Here is a 14,713-nt window from a genome sequence, read left to right as displayed (position 1 = left end):
TGATATCTGTTTTTTTACAATGAGTTTGTTTTGCCATTTTCCGAAATACCCTTTCCACAATTCCAGCAGGTATCAAATGTGTATTCGTGTTCCTCTCCGCATTTCCCACATTTCCAGATTTTTTGATTTGACAATTATAAACTCCTAATAATGAATCACGGGCTATTCTTTGCTATCGTCATACCGCTATTACTTTAACAACTCGCGTATTTTTTCAAATAAACAGAGAGCTTCTTCTTTTTCAAAAAACAAGGACTGCTTGACTTTCTTATTTCTGATTTGCACAGTAACTTTTAATTGCTTACCGTTTTTTAAATTCATGGCAATGATGGATGGATAAGGAGCTGTTATTTCACTTTGTGTTTTGCGCAAGAGTTCTATCATCTTAGAGATCAAAACTGCTATTATAAATATCCACAAATAACCGATTTTTGTTAGAGCAAGCAGGAGAAACATAGAAACGATGAAGGCGAAACTGAGAAGTGTGAGGATAAATCCACCACGTATTTTATTTCCTGCAATAACAATACCTTCATCCATAAGAGTGAACGTTGTTTTGCCAAAAAAACCCCAAAATGGATAGCGATTAACAGGTCCAAAGAGCCTTTTGGGAGGAATGAACACGCAAAAAATACTATAGTCATTTTGTAGTTTGGTGGGAGTAATCTCAGATGAATGTTTCACTGGATGTAGGTTGTGAACATGCCCTAGAGGTTTCATGGGTAATGCATTGTGCCGACTTGGTAGTCAAGTGTATAGTTCTTTGCTGTAGCATAAACATTGGCAATAATGACATATGTAAATTTTAAGCTCATTACAATGTTTATAATCACCCGACGACTAAGAATTATCCGCTCCCAACGCCTGCAGACGTGCCGGGGTAAAATCAAAGTGAAAAGGAACTTTATGCTGTTGCATAGTAGAATAAAACAGTAAAAAAAATAGTTGTGATTGCAAAATGAATTTGGGCATATTTTGTTGTTCTTCGCGCAACTCTAGCGTAATCAAATAGCGGTTTTCTACATCCTCTGTGATTTTTGCCAACATGATGTCGATAAACGGAATAACTCCTTGTTTTCCTTCGCAATCTACGAGAGAGATATGATCGTCAAAAAATAGGAGACCGTAGAGTTCTTTGTGCCAAATAGATCCGTTATCTACAGGCATTGGTTTAGCGGTATTGTCTATTTGTTGTAGCCACTTTACGCGCTTGCCGTTGATTTTTTCCATTTTAGCTTCCCACCTTTGTCCCACATTTCCCACAGAACTGAAATCCATCTGGTATTTCACTGCCGCAATTGCTACACGTCAACGCTAGTTTGCTACCGCATTTTCCGCAAAAAGCAAAACCAGACGGTACAAAAGCCTGACATTTCCCACAAATAGTTTCCTGTTGTTTTGGAGATGACATTTTTGTATCTTCTGTGGCCATGCTAGGGGTAGTTTCATTGCCAATACTTACATTAGAACGCGTTGCTACAATGTCTCCTACCTTGCTTCCCACTACATTGTCACCTGATACTTGCTGGCGCGATTGTACATTACCAACACCGGTATGGTTGATAATTTCCCCAATACTAATTACTGTTTTTGTTGCGTTGGAAATTGGTTGGTCCGCATAAGCCACTTCTAGTGAAGCCTCTTGTTTTACTAAAAAAGGAATGCCCGCTTCGTCTTGGTATTCCACCATAATTGATATCGGCACTGCATTGCCTGGGTTAACTGGACAAATCGAAAGAGGAATGATTTGCGAGCTTCCCGGATAGACAGCAGCAACTGCTCCCGTTTGCTTTTCTTTTGTTGCCCCACTAATAGTAACTTGAACTTGCAGGGCTGCTCCCTGCCCCTGATTTAAAAGGCGTATTTCCAGACGTCCCCACTCATTTGCGCGAAATCCGCCACACGAGTCTACGTTCATAGATATACTTGGTTCCTGGGCGTTTTCATCTGGAATGAGATGATATAAATCGTAAAAGCAACGATCTATTTCTTCGACATCGCTTTTTCTTAATGCTGCCTGAATTGCTTTTATAGCATTGTCTAGTTTTTCTAGATAGTCTGGGTGAACAACACTTGAAAGCATATTTTGAATTGCCTTGCTTTCCTGGATAAGTGATTCAGCTTTTTCGCGTAAGCGATTAACGCGCAAAGTCTCCACATTTTGCTGTTCCATTTGTGCCGCTTCTTGTTTCATACGTTCAACTTCTTGTTGTGGTATTGTCTGACTACCTTTTATGGTAATTTCCGCACGTCTCCCTGTTTCTTTATCGCGTGCTTCTACATGTAAGATATCATTTGCGTCTAGATCATATGTTAACAAAATAGGAACTTGCCCCGATGGTCGAGGTGGGACGCCATTTAAGCCAAATTCACCTAGTAATTTGTTCTGCTTTGCAATAGAGCTTTCCCCCTGGTATACCCCAACGTTGACCGATGTTTGATTATCATGTACGGTATAATAGTCTTGTGTACGAGTTACAGGTAGAGGTGTATTTGCTGGAACAATCACAGAAAAACCTCCACCGACAACTTCAGTACCTAAGGATAAAGAGGTACTATCTACTAGAACTATGTCACGTACATCAGAGTGATGAGTTAAAATACCCGCTTGCACCGCTGCTCCCATAGCAACGACTTCATCAGGATTTATGTTGCTGAACATGCGTCCATGAAACTCCTGGGCAAGAGTCTCCTGCACCGCAATAACGCGACTTTCTCCTCCTACAAGAATGACATCGCATTTCTCAAGTTTTTCCCCTAGGAAATCTGCGTAGCGTTGGGTATACTTGGGTTGTTTTAGTTCTTCCACAACTTTGTGTGCATACTGTTTGATACGCTCTAATAGAGGTTGTACAATTTCTTTAAATTTTTCTCGATTTATTGTCAAATCAAGATCAACTCTTTTGCCACCGCTGGTACCAATTTCAGGTATATAAATGCGTGCCGTTTCTCTTTTTGTCAAATTGTGCTTTGCTTTTACTGCTTCCTGACGCACCTTGCGCAGTAAATTTTTATCACCTGAAACATCCAAGCCATGTTCTTTTTTTAAGTGATCGACCAGATATCCGAGAAAATGCATATTGAAATCGTCACCACCTAAACGGTTATCTCCCAGACTAAACAGTACGTCATACATATTCCCCTCGGCAAAGACGACGGATATGTCAAATGTTCCACCTCCTAAATCAAAAACAAGCACAATCTGGGAAAGTTGGTTTAGATGTCCGTAAGCAAGCGCTGCTGCTGTAGGTTCATTGACAACACGTAATACTTCTAGCCCAGCGATTTCTCCTGCAATTTTTGTTGCCTGGCGCTCTGTGCTGTTAAAATTCGCCGGAACAGTTACCACTGCTTGTGTTACCTCTTCGCCAAGGAATTCCTCGGCATCTTTTTTCAGAGTACGCAAAATCATCGCTGAAATTTCTTCTGGTGCGTATTCTTTGTCGTTCACTGTGCGACGATAGTTTGTCCCCATGCGTCTTTTTACTGAAATAAACGTTTTATCTGCATATTGCTCTGCGCGACTTTTTGCCGGCTCTCCAACGATTACACTATCTGAATCTGGAAGAAACACCGCTGAAGGAGTGATGTTTTTGCCAAAACGATTGGGAATAATTTCTGGTTTGCCACCTCGTAAAAATGACACCACAGAATTTGTCGTTCCCAAATCAATACCTATTGCCTGCGCCATTCTATTTTCCTTTCTTTTTCTTCAGCATCTGTAGAATTCGTAGTCCCTCTTCTGCTTCTGCTAGCGCTGGATCTTTTTTAGGTTTTTGTTCTGTATCATGCATTGGTATATCATCGCCACGTATTTTGCCGATCCAGTCTTTGGTAAATACAAAACCTTCTTCTTCCAAACCAATCAACCACTCATCGAGTTTTTTTCTAGGAGCAAGATAACGAATAATATGGGTGTAATACACCCGCGTTTCTGCAGATTTTTTGATTTCCAAAGGGTTGACATCGACTTTTTGCAAAACAAAATCGACTTGTTCTGGTGTCAGATAATGATCTATACATTGTTGGGCAAGAGAAGTAATCATTGTTTGTGAATTCATGTACAACCTCATAAATTTGAATTTTTTAAAAATAATTTACTTATTTTAGTTTTGAAATCACAAAAAACCAAATAGTTTTCTATTCAGAGAGAACTTTTCATTTGGGGGGGGTAGGCAACCACTTATGAATAAATTCAGATATATCAGCCTGTTGTTTGTATTTTCTGCTGTAAAACATATGTATCACTAGCGGAATCATAAACAGTGATGCAACTTCCCACCAAAAAGAACTAACATATTTATATAAGCGGGCTTTTAAAATCATGGGTAAAATGAATGGTAGTAAAACAAACGGTAGTAAAATCATCGAACTACCTAAGAGAGCTAGCCCTTGTGAAATCTTTCTACCAACATCAGGGTTTTGCATAAAACGAGTTTGTAATTCGAATTCAATATCGTATAACTCTGCTATCCACAAAAATGAAAAAAAACTTCCAGCGATGGTGAAGTAAATGCCCGACAAAGGAAGATCTGTGCCATAAAAAGCAATATCAAATGTTTTTGAATTGCGTCTCACATCCCACAACAGCACAATTTTTTCGATATCTAACAGTAATTTACCATAGCCACCATAGGAGCTTTGAGAGTACATAGTTTTGCCCTGTGTAAAAGAAGTACGCCCTTGGCGGGCTACAATAAAACGTAAGTTGGTTAATATAAATTTTTCTTCTGCCACTTCTCCCGTGATACTAGCAACAGGAGAAGTCTCTACTTCACTATATTTTATAGATAATACATCTATAATTTTCTCTTGAAACGATTCTGAGCGGATGATCGATTTATCCACAAATTCCTTCAATCCTTCGCTCATATTTCTTGCTTGTTGTGGAAATTGATAGCGATCAATATCCGAAAGGATCTCTCCAAGGCTTGGTTCTAAAGGGTCATTAGAGTTATGTACATTTGTAAACTCTTTACCTGTTCTAAGGCAAATGTCATATTGATTTCGTTTTTCTATATTAGATAAAACGTCGTAAGCCATGCGAATCGCTTTAAAACGTTCACTTGCTTTTTGTTTCTCCGTTGACATACGAAATTTGTCAGGATGGTTCTCTAGTGCCAAAATGCGATAACGTTTTCGAATTTGTTCTATATCTGCAGCCACTGAGATTCCTAGTATATCGTAGTAATTTGCACTACTTTTTTGTAATTTATCCATCGTTTTCAAGTCCTATCATCAAACAGGTATAATGGTAAATGGAATCTCAATGGGTTCAAATACCTGTTCAGGATACTTCATATGCATCCCTTCGGGATTATCAACCATTTCGTAATATTTGTAAGCCTGGTTTATTAATTCTTCACGTTCTTGAACATCGCTGGCATGTAGTGCTGCCAGATGAAATACCTGCGCTGCTTTCTCTGCCAAAGCATAAGCTGCTGTGATGTAGTAACATTCATTGGCATTTAGCAGTCGCTGTTCAAGATGTTGAGCCACAACTTTAGCTGCCGGGCTTAATAAAGTTGGTGGAGCTTTTTGCAGCAATTCAGCCTCAAAAGTGTACATTTTTGTTGTGGCATAGATGCTAGCTAAATGATTGCGCCAGTCATCTCCTAAAGTTCGCGCGGCATGAATCCAGTATGGACGTGCTTCAGACAATCGATTGTGCTGTTCAAGAATTTGTGCTGCTCTATAGGCATAGTAACTTCTATTAGGATGGCGTGTTATGATCTTTTTGAGTATGGTAATTGCGCCTTCTGCATCTGAATGTGCGAGTTGTTCTGCTTTAAACTCTAATAGTGGTACAAACTCTCCATAGGATTGTTCCATTTTTTGAAAGTGGTTTTGCAATGTTTTTAAATTGCGCAATTGAGCATTATACTCGTAGTTTGCTATCTCTTTTTCATCACGAGAAAGTTTGGCGGACTCCTCCCCCTTCGCACGTTTCCATGCAATGAGTTTGGACATTTCTTGCATGGTATTCTTAGAACCGATGTGTGTCAGGTCATAACAACGCTTAATAAACCCAGGTCCGCCCCATGCTTCTATTCCATAAACTTTGCTAAAATATAAGGAGTCCTCAAACAATTTTTGAAATTGTTTTTCCTTCTGTTTGATATAATGAGAGCAAGATTTCCCTAAACTAGCTGCTGCGTCTATAAAATTGGGAATAATTTTTTTATTAGCTGAACGCGCAAAAGTCCCTAGCAAAAACATTGCGATTGCTGATCTTTCTTTACTAAGGGGATTCTCCTTGTCGTTTACTTTTGACTGAAGTGTATTGAAATAGCGATCAAAAAACCATATCAAACACCCATTGAGTAGTTGTTGAGATGAATTAGATTGAATCGAACGCATCACTGGAAAAACAGCCACCATTCCGTGGCCTTTTTTAAGCAAGTAACGCATTTGAAATAGATACCCTTCAAAAAAAAATTCTTCTGTGTTTTTCAAAGAAAGTGCATAATTCAGTAATTGTTGATTCTGAAAAACAGACATATATGCTCCCATTGCTACACTTGCTAGCTTTTCTTCCGAAGGATAATGGCAGCGAATTTTTTCTATCTCCTTTACTACTTTGTCTCCTTTAGCTTTTTGAATCCATAGACAACGAAGCGTGTTTACAATTTCTCCTAAAGAGGGCTTTTGATTTTTCTCTGGCTTTATTTGTTTTATTAACGAACGTTTAAATTTCATAGAGTTCCAAATACTCATTTAAAACCTCTCAAATGTATAATATTTAGTCATCAAGGGCATCATATAAATTTTTTATTGTGACTTGGCTTTCTGAAGTTTGATGATCAAGTAATTCATCCTGGTAATTTTCGAGAATTTCTTCTGTCAACAATTTATCGTTAAGAACAAATTGTTCTTTTTTACGTGGCACTATATTAGAAATCGTAGAGGTAGATACTTTTGAAAAAGAAGTAGCAACCAATACATTTTCCACAAACACAAAAAAGAGAAAGTAGAAAAGTGCAACTGCAAATAGTGTAAGACTTGCCAAATAATCTAACACAATCGCAGCTCCAACATAGGCAAATATAAAACCTAAATATTTAACTATGCGTTCCTTGTGATTTCCTTTTTTAGCCCGAGAACGCTTAACGCTCTTCATTTTTTGTTTGTAGTATATTCCCAATTGCGTTTGTAAAAACGAAAATAAAAATGAAAACGCAATTAGCGCTGTAAAGAAAACAAATATCTGTAAATCAGCTAGCGCTATAAAAATAAAAACAATACCCAAAGCAAAAATACGACTCCATCTCATTTTCACAACTCCTAACATCAGTAAAAGATAGTTTACAAGTCGAAATGATTAATGCCAAAAAATAGAAATGCAAATTTTCCAGATAGCGTTATTTCGCGAACAACAACACCTCTTCTAGAAACGTTAGGGTTACTTTATCGAAGAAGCCTGCGAAGTTGTATCTTGAAAACCACGAAAGATATTCCTTTGAAATTTTAACGACAAAGGCCGTATTTTCCGGCGTTTTGTTTAGTGTGTTTGTTCTCTATCATAACTTATTGTTCATTGGCAGATGGGTAAGTAGAGAACTTGTTCTCTACTTTTTATTCTTTTTTTTTGCGTAACTGGCACGCCGCGTAGTAAAAATAAAGGATAACAAAAAAATCTTGCAAATAATAGCGGATAAATAAAAAATAGCTCTCGTAACAAAAAAGAAAAAAATCATTGAACGATTCAATGATAATAATCAAGGAGACTATATGAACAGGATATCAGAAGCAAAAGTATTCGACTAGGAAATGGTGTTGAAATTAAAGCTACGGAAACTGTTTGCCAATGGATGTCAGACCAAGTGAGAAAACGAAATTTTCAAAGGAAAAAGGTTGTAATTCTACGTATGGTCTATCCTTGCGCGCAAGCTATGCTTGATTTACGCGTTTATCTCAGCGACGACTGGACTGATTTTATGAACTTTTTTATTCACCAAAAGCAGAAATCGCTTTATCCATAGATCATATTTTCAAAAAAGAGCTATTTAGTTAGATACTTGTAAGCGGCGTGTCGGTTACGTCCCTACAAATTCATTTTACCAGGATCACCTACACAGATGAAAGCTCCCCACAAATACGGATCAGGCGACTTGCCTGTATCACGCAGTTTCTGAATCATCTCAAGTTGTGTTTCTCGAAGAGCAGTCGCTTTTTCACTACCACGGAGTATTTTACGATAAAAGCCCACCATCAATTCCTTTGTTTCTTCATCAGGCACTTTCCACAAACTGGCAATGAGAGTTCTTGCCCCAGCGATGATAAATGAATGGCGCAGTCCATATACTCCCTGCCCAATCTTGACCTCACCGACGGCCGTTTCGCAAGCGGATAACACCACTAAGTCTGTGCCAAACAGATCCATACCTGTGATGTCCAAAGCGGTGAGCAAGCCATCTTCTGCATCCGGTGCGGGTTGTTTGTTTTCAAAAAATGTATTGGCACCGGCTAGTGCCAAACCTGAGCGTAGCAATGGATTGCGAAATTTTTCTCCGCGAAAAATGGGTGATTCGTTTAGATCTTGCATTTCGTCTAAATCTGTTTCTTTTTGTTGTTCGTCAACCATGAAAAAGCCATGCGTGGCAAAGTGTAAGATTTGCGGAGCTTGCAATTTTTTAATCGCAGAGTCTAGTGCTTTTTCTTCCATCAAAGATGTGTATTCACGCGGCAACATCTTACCAATGGTGACTCCCTCTTTGTGAGTAGCTGCAAGAGGAGGGAAGTAGTATTGCGCTTTGGTTTCTTGCACTTTGCGTTGAATGGTTTGTCCCAGTTCGGCAACGATGCTTTGAGGGATGGAGTTTCTAATGTCCGTATAGCTCTGATCGCCACTCAGAGAAAAATCAGGATTGGCAATAACAACAGGTTGCGATTTGGGAGCGGTTTGATAACCAAATCGCAAAAGATCTTTGCCGCTATCTATGTAACTGATTTCATAGTCCTCAACCACAAATCGCTCATCGGGTTGTGGTAAAACTTCGAATGGTAGAAGGCATAATCCGCCATCAGGAGAGAGAATCAGGCGTTTGCAGTCTTTTGTTTTGCGTAAAACAGGGGCAAATACTTTTTGGAATAGTTGTTCTCCGTATGCATCTTGTGTTTTTACGGTTGTATTTTCTGATGGTAAAACATCTTCCGCAACAACATGTATTTTTCGTTCCCCTGTTGTCAGTTGTTTTTTGTATTTGCTAATGAGTTCATCAATTTCACTCGCCGCTCCTAAATCGACAAAGGCGAGTTCTTTGGATATTTGTTCGTTGTAGATGACGATGGCAATGTAACGTTCATCGAGGTATCTCATAGACTCTACATCTACTTCGCGAAAACAAACAAAATCAACAAGTAAGGAATCTGCGGGAAGGAGTTTGGCGATTTCTCTGTGAGAAACATGAGTTAACTTCTTTTCGAGTTCTAACTCGGGAACTTCTGCTGCGAGAACGCGCTCTAGTTGCTCTTTTTCGGCTTCTAGTTTTGCAATTTGCGTAGAAGACGCATCGGTAGAAGCTAGAATCAGTTGCGCTATTTGCAGTTTTATTTGCCTTAACCTTGCAAAACTTTCTTCTAGATCAGGACGTTGTTGCGTAAAGAGGCTATCTCGTTTGATAGAAGTAAGTTCGCGATGTAAAGACTTGCGCTTTAAAATAAGATCACATACTTGCGGGGAAAAAATGTGTAAAACTTTGTAGCTCTGATAGAAAATAGAAAGAAGCGTAAAATATTGTATTTCAAAAGTGTCAATGTATTTCTCCAGGCGCTTTTCATCCCCGATGGAAAATATACGCAAAATCATTTTATTGTGTACATTCGCGGCTTTTAGCATATTGAATAATGCGGACTGTTTCTTCTTCTGACGATATTGGAGGTGGGCAAGGTTCTCAAGACTAGTGGCGTAATCAGGGTGTTCTGTTCCTAGGATCTTTCCGCGTAAATTTACTGCTTTTGAAAATAGCTCTGAGGCTATTTCATAGTTTCCTGTTTTGTCATATAACTTAGCGAGGTTGTTTAGTGCGGTTACATAACAACGATCATTTTTACCATGTGTTTTTTGTATAATTTCGCTGGCTTTTTTTTGTAGTACAAGTGCTTTTTTATACTCTTTTTTTCTATACAGTAAAATAGCGTTTTGACTCATTTGCAACGCATTGGTAAAATTTTCTTCTCTGCCTTGCAAAAAGGCAGCGATGATTTCCTGCTCGTTTACCTGTTGTTCTCTCTGTGCTTGTTTAAGTCTTTCTTGCTCTACAATAAGATTTAAAGTATCTACATCCAAACTTATGGTCACCTGCAGATTTTCGACCTCTGTGTTTTCTGGTAACTCACACAAACTTTGTTGTTCATTCAACAATTCGATTTCATTTATTAGCGTGTTTACTTCTTGAGATTTTCTTTGTTTTTGGTATAGCTCTAGCTCATTCATTAGGCAAGCTTTGTATTCAGGATGATATTCTCCCAGAACGTCATGGTATATTTGCTTTGCTTTCTCATAGTATTTTTCGGCCTTGTCGTATTCATCAATTTTGTAATACATTTTTCCCATTTGGTTTAAACAAGAAGCATATGCAAAGCTATTTTTTTCGTTCATTTGTTCAACAATATTTAATATTTCAGTATAGATAGGTTCGGCTTTTCCATATTCACCTATTTGACTGTATAAATTTGCCAGTTCTATGTGGTTAAAAATGTAAATTAAGTGATTTTTTCCCAAAACGTTTTCTATTACTTGCATATTCTCGCAAAAGAATTCTTCTGACTCTTTATACTTTCGCATTTCTTTAGATAGCAAGGCAATATCACTGACTAGGGAAATGTAAATAGAGTTATGTGTTCCTAATGTAGTTTGTGTCTCTTCAATCAGTTTTATATAAGTATCCTCTGCTCTTGGATAAAGTTGTATTCCTACATAAAATAAGGCAAAGTTTTTCAATATTTCAATTAGAGAAAAATTTGTTTTGGCGAGCTCAATAGCCTGAAGATAAGTTTTTTCTGATTGATTGTAATTTTTGTTATCCTGATACATTTCTGCTAAGCTTGCATGCAAATATTCATTTTTAGGATCTTTGTTGATTTGTTTTTTTATGCTTTGAAAGGCTTTATTTCTGAGTTCTTCAGCTTCTTTTTTTTCTCCTTTTTCTTCGTGCCACAGAGCGTACTTATTTAACACCTTAGGGTGTTCGACTGTGCTATTTGCTTTGGTATGAAAATGCTTTGCTTTCGTATATTCTCCCATTTGTTGATATAGAATTGCTATTTCACTCATTAATTCCGCAGTTTCAAAATATAGATTTTTATTTTGTATAGCTTTCAAACTTCTTTGGTAAAAAAACTCCGCCTTTGTATACTGATTTTGGCGCGCATATAATCTAGCTTTGTTCTTCAGTAAGCGCAGTTGTAAAAGTATTTTTCCTTCTAGTTTTTTTGGAGAAAAGATAAAGGTGAAATTGCTCAATCCAAAAGTGAAAATAGACAAAAAAAGCCACCGTTCCAAATTTCTGATTCCGTGAGTGTTTCTATTACCACGGGCATCATCTAAAATAATAAATGTTAAAGCAAAATTGCTTATACCAAACGTGATAGTACTTGCAATCATTCCCCATAAAGCAACTTTAACTTTTTTTGGGAACATTTTGATTGATAAAAAAGCCCCGATAATAGCATTGCCTATGTGTAAAAGAATTAACAAAATAGTTGACTTGGTTTCATATGATTTTACAGCCTTCTCAATAACTTGAACTTCTTTCTCCCATTCTTGATTGCGAATTTTTTCCCATCGATTTAGAGATTCATTTTCAGAATAAGGTGAGAATAGAGATACCCTAAAATCTTTTAGCTCTCTATGTTTCCACACACCGTTCTTAAAATCCATATAGTATTCTTGTTTGGGAAAAAAGAACAAATATAAAATAAAAGGTAAATAAACAATAAAAAGTAGTATAATTACTCGAAAGTCAATCTTCCATTTAGTCAACCCTTGTTTAATTTGTTCTTCACGCCAATATTCCTCTTTTCTGGGAAGTAGGAGCATTATAACATTAGAAATTCCACAAGAAATAGCCGCAAAAGAACCCCAAAGCCACACCTTTCTCTGAGAAAAACGAGCAATTTTTTTTGCGATAAGAACATCTATTATGATTTTTGGGAACCAAAAAAATAAAAATATTGGCACATAAAAATTCATTTGTGCCCTTTGGTATACCGCATATGTTGTAAAGTTTTCCCGTTGGAAAGGAGCAGGAATAAACCATGGGATTATTAGTAGAGAAATAGGCAAGACGGCTAACAAACAGCGTAAAAAAACTTTTTTTCTAACAGCAATATAAATACCGTAAATGAAAAATGAAATAGGAAGAAATAGAACTAAATATCGGATCATTTAAATTTCTCTTTCGAATTTTTGTACTATGCAAAATATTGATAAAATCGGAAGTGGAAGAAATGTACTCGAAGTTTAAATGAAAGTGTCAATCAAACGTCACTCAACAAAATCATTGTCTTCGGTCATGCAAAAAACAATCTCTTGCAGACCGTTTGATAACACATCGCGATTACAAAGCAAAGTAGGCTCTTGAATAACCTCACTATTTATCTTTGTGTATCCACTTTCATCCGGAATGACATTCCATCCCTCTTGCTCGGTAACAATGCGAAACAATCCATTCATCCCCGGTAAATTGACATCCGCCTTTTTTACGCCGATCGTCACCTCACGAATCACCTGCACATAACAATGGTGAACATGATTATCCACGCGCTCTACACAAAGACAATTTACGCTCTGAGTTTCCAGATCACGAACCGTTTTCAACTTGAGTTGTAAACTTTCTTGCGCCAAACGAATTTGCGTTGTGTCTTTTAATGTAAACAACGACTCTTTTTCAATTTCATTTCCCTCTAGAGTAAAAATTCCGTTTTTTCCCAAACGCTCGATATAAAACTGATTGTTACGTAGAATAAAATTGCCATGGTGTTGGCTAATTTTTTTTGTGCGCGCCCAGTTTCCAGGATCGAGTTCCTGGCTACGCAGTGGCAAAACACGCATGGTGATATCGACATCGGGGTTTTGTGATTTTTTCGCTTTGCCAAAACCCACTCTGGTTTTAGCGATGAGAAAAATTTTGTGTTGTTTTTGCCCATCGTGATACGCCAGTACCGCACGGGTAGTGACCATTGATCTAATTTTTGCGAAAATTCAATCGATTGTTGTAATTCATCTATTTTTTGAACCCACGCAGCGGTAAAAGAAAGACCGTCTTGTTGAAGAACACATAGCCATTCGCGTAGCTTTCCCCGCGAAACTAGGTACTGAGCAATTTCGCGATAATAGTCAAAGTCGGCCTCTTTCTCGGGAATACGCGAAGTGTTGACATCAATAAAGTCTAACGCGTGTTTCGCTTCTTCACGCTTGAGGAATTTGTTGCTCAATATCTTTGTTGGCGATTCCCACAAAACGAACGTGTAATACGCGTTCTTTTGCCGGCCACAATAGTTTTTTTACACCTACCAGAGAAAGCCCTTCTTTTTCCTCAAAGGACTGTTCCGTAAACCCTTCTCCGTGATCAAGAGTCGTGCAAATATCCTGAGCATATAAAATACTCATCAAAAAAAGCAGGGCTATACATATTTTGAACATCGTTTTCCCTTTTTAATTGGATTGAATTCTTGTAGTAGATGGATTATTTTAACGACTTCGGTTGTCGTTATCGAATAAAAAAAATAATCCACTTGCCTCTCCCTTTTTGTTTCTCAAAAATGTGGTCAGATAGAGAGAAACAATTTATCATCCTGAGGGTTTCCCTTACTTTTTTGTGAATTACTGCGGTGAATCTTAGTTTTTTATTCTCTGATATCTGTTTTTTTACAATGAGTTTGTTTTGCCATTTTCCGAAATACCCTTTCCACAATTCCAGCAGGCATCAAATGTGTATTCATGCTCTTCCCCACACTTCTCACATTTCCAGGTTTTTTTGTTTGCTGGTGCCGCGCCTGGATTGCAAATTCTATTTCTGAAATCAGCGGCATGGCCTTCGCTGTCAAAAATCAAAATTTGAGAAACTTTTCTACGGCGTATTTGCACAACGGTCCTAAGTTTTTTTACACCTTTCCCACTTATATCCAGGAAAGAGTTAAATGGAATGGTGATCTCACTATGCGTTTGACGAATGATTTCTATTGCTTTTGCTCCAGATACAGCAATAACAAATACCCACAAGTGGCCGATAACCTTTAAAGCCAGCAATAGGAACATTGCAATAATAAACGCGAGGCTAAGGCTATGAAATATAAAGCCGCTGCGCATTTTTTGCCCGGTAATGACAACCCCTTCGTCTATCACCATTAATCGTACTTGGCCAAAAAATCCCCAAAAAGGATAACGTACAACTGGCCCAAATAGACTTTTTGTTGGGATAAAAGCCGAATATGTAGTGTAATCACTTTCTAGTTCAATGGGAGATAAATGGCTATCTTCTATTGTAGATTCTGAGGAGTTTTCAAATCCGATGGACTCATTATATTCCGGTTTATTTTCGTCCATGATGTCTAATTTTTTTGATACTGTCTGGTCTTCTTGCTTGTTGGCAATACTCCCTCCACAATTCCAGCAGGTATCAAATGTGTATTCGTGTTCCTCTCCGCATTTCCCACATTTCCAGATTTTTTGGTTTGACAATTATAAACTCCTAATAATGAATCACTGGGC

At 37.8% G+C, this 14,713-nt stretch carries 11 protein-coding genes; all 11 read right to left on the bottom strand.

What is annotated here, in order from left to right; translation table 11 throughout:
* Positions 1-189 precede the first annotated feature (189 nt).
* Complete coding sequence (locus UABAM_RS23200) at positions 190-540, bottom strand: hypothetical protein (protein ID WP_151970380.1); 351 nt, start codon at positions 538-540, stop codon at positions 190-192.
* A gap of 300 nt (positions 541-840) precedes the next feature.
* A complete protein-coding gene (locus UABAM_RS23195) occupies positions 841-1,230 on the bottom strand; it encodes a hypothetical protein (protein WP_151970379.1) in 390 nt (129 codons plus the stop codon).
* Between the two features lies 1 nt (position 1,231).
* Positions 1,232-3,691, bottom strand: coding sequence for an Hsp70 family protein (locus UABAM_RS23190; RefSeq protein ID WP_151970378.1), 2,460 nt, complete (start codon positions 3,689-3,691; stop codon positions 1,232-1,234).
* 1 nt (position 3,692) lies between these two features.
* On the bottom strand, positions 3,693-4,061 hold the full coding sequence (locus tag UABAM_RS23185) for a hypothetical protein (protein ID WP_151970377.1): 369 nt from the start codon (positions 4,059-4,061) through the stop codon (positions 3,693-3,695).
* 97 nt (positions 4,062-4,158) lie between these two features.
* A complete protein-coding gene (locus UABAM_RS23180; protein ID WP_151970376.1) occupies positions 4,159-5,220 on the bottom strand; it encodes a J domain-containing protein in 1,062 nt (353 codons plus the stop codon).
* A gap of 18 nt (positions 5,221-5,238) precedes the next feature.
* Positions 5,239-6,717, bottom strand: a complete 1,479-nt coding sequence (locus tag UABAM_RS23175; protein ID WP_151970375.1) for a tetratricopeptide repeat protein — start codon at positions 6,715-6,717, stop codon at positions 5,239-5,241.
* 25 nt (positions 6,718-6,742) lie between these two features.
* A complete protein-coding gene (locus tag UABAM_RS23170) occupies positions 6,743-7,273 on the bottom strand; it encodes a hypothetical protein (protein WP_151970374.1) in 531 nt (176 codons plus the stop codon).
* A gap of 771 nt (positions 7,274-8,044) precedes the next feature.
* A complete protein-coding gene (locus tag UABAM_RS23165) occupies positions 8,045-11,881 on the bottom strand; it encodes a CHAT domain-containing protein (RefSeq protein WP_173013516.1) in 3,837 nt (1,278 codons plus the stop codon).
* Between the two features lie 606 nt (positions 11,882-12,487).
* Entirely contained in the window at positions 12,488-13,183 is a 696-nt protein-coding gene (locus UABAM_RS23160) for an FHA domain-containing protein (protein WP_151970372.1), read from the bottom strand.
* A gap of 228 nt (positions 13,184-13,411) precedes the next feature.
* Positions 13,412-13,645, bottom strand: coding sequence for a hypothetical protein (locus UABAM_RS23155; protein ID WP_151970371.1), 234 nt, complete (start codon positions 13,643-13,645; stop codon positions 13,412-13,414).
* A 225-nt stretch (positions 13,646-13,870) separates the two neighbouring features.
* Positions 13,871-14,683, bottom strand: a complete 813-nt coding sequence (locus UABAM_RS23150; protein WP_151970370.1) for a hypothetical protein — start codon at positions 14,681-14,683, stop codon at positions 13,871-13,873.
* Between the last annotated feature and the right edge of the window lie 30 nt (positions 14,684-14,713).

It is taken from the genome of Candidatus Uabimicrobium amorphum, from assembly GCF_009002475.1.
GTDB lineage: Bacteria > Planctomycetota > Uabimicrobiia > Uabimicrobiales > Uabimicrobiaceae > Uabimicrobium > Uabimicrobium amorphum.
This window is presented reverse-complemented; position numbering and strand designations above follow the sequence as displayed.